The 1,084-nt window shown below is 42.9% G+C and carries 1 protein-coding gene and 1 pseudogene; one reads left to right on the plus strand and one right to left on the minus strand.

The window, feature by feature from the left end:
- On the minus strand, positions 1-492 hold a 492-nt coding region (locus tag R7E42_RS25305; RefSeq protein WP_318073280.1), incomplete at its 3' end, for a TetR-like C-terminal domain-containing protein.
- Between the two features lie 289 nt (positions 493-781).
- On the opposite strand from R7E42_RS25305, the pseudogene R7E42_RS25310 reads away from it, so the two are divergent.
- Positions 782-1,084: pseudogene (locus R7E42_RS25310) on the plus strand (hypothetical protein); the annotation flags it as partial.

Below are 1,084 nucleotides of genomic sequence, written 5' to 3' on the forward strand. Positions count from 1 at the left end.
AATGCCGTGTACGCCAGCCCATAGTACGCGACTCGCTTGAATGACTTCGGATTCCGTACGTTGAGGAGCGATTTGTGCGAGTAATGATTCGAGCATGCCTGTCATGCCATCAATACGTTTCGCATGCCATTCTGGAAGTTCGGCACCGTTCATGTTGTGTTCGAAAACCAATTGCCAACGGTAAGGATGTTTTTGCGCGAAATCGTGGTAGCAGTATGCAAGTTCAAAAAGTGCTTGATGAGCATCTTTACTGCTTTTTGTTGCATTTAGCGCTTCCTGCGATAACTCATCTAAAGTTTGAGCCACGGCATGAAGTAGCAACAAATTATAGTTACCAAAAATATTCACCAAGGTGCTTGGCACGTAACCAATCATGTTAGCGATCTTACGAAGGCTAAGTTCGTGGTAAGAGTTCTCATCTAAAAAATTTTTGACCGTCGTTAAGGTCAAGTTAATCAACTCTTCTCTGGTGTGATCGTTTCTGCGCGCCATACTCTCAAACTGCTTTATTGAACAACGTTCAATATGATAGACAGCTACTTAATGAGCGTCAACCGCGCAATCACGTCAGAAGGCGACATGTTTGGCAATATTCTGATACATGTCAGACTCTTTAGATTGTTTTCATAAGGTGACATACGGAGTATGATGAACCAACAATCATCTTTGGCGTGCTACTGCTTGTATGTACAAGGTTTGGAGCACAATCTGAGATGTACCCAAACGGCTTCTTTTACCTGAGGTTGCGTGGGTATAACAATCGTCAACTTTAAGGATAACGATGAAACGTTTATTTTCTATTGTTGCTCTATTAATGTTTACCGTTGCTGTCACTCCTATCGCAGAAGCGAAGAAGTTTGGTGGCGGTAAGTCTTTTGGTAAGAGCTACAAAACAGCACCTGCACCTAAACAGCAGCAACAAAACACCAATACGATCGGTAAAGAGCAAACGACCAAATCTTCTAGCAAGAAAGGTTTGATGGGCGGTCTATTAGGTGGCCTTCTAGCTGGTGGTCTACTTGCTGCGTTCTTCGGTGGTGCTTTTGAAGGTATCCAGTTTATGGATATCCTAATCATTGGTTTA

Origin of the sequence: Vibrio sp. Vb1337 (assembly GCF_033338715.1) — a bacterium.
Lineage (GTDB): Bacteria > Pseudomonadota > Gammaproteobacteria > Enterobacterales > Vibrionaceae > Vibrio > Vibrio alginolyticus.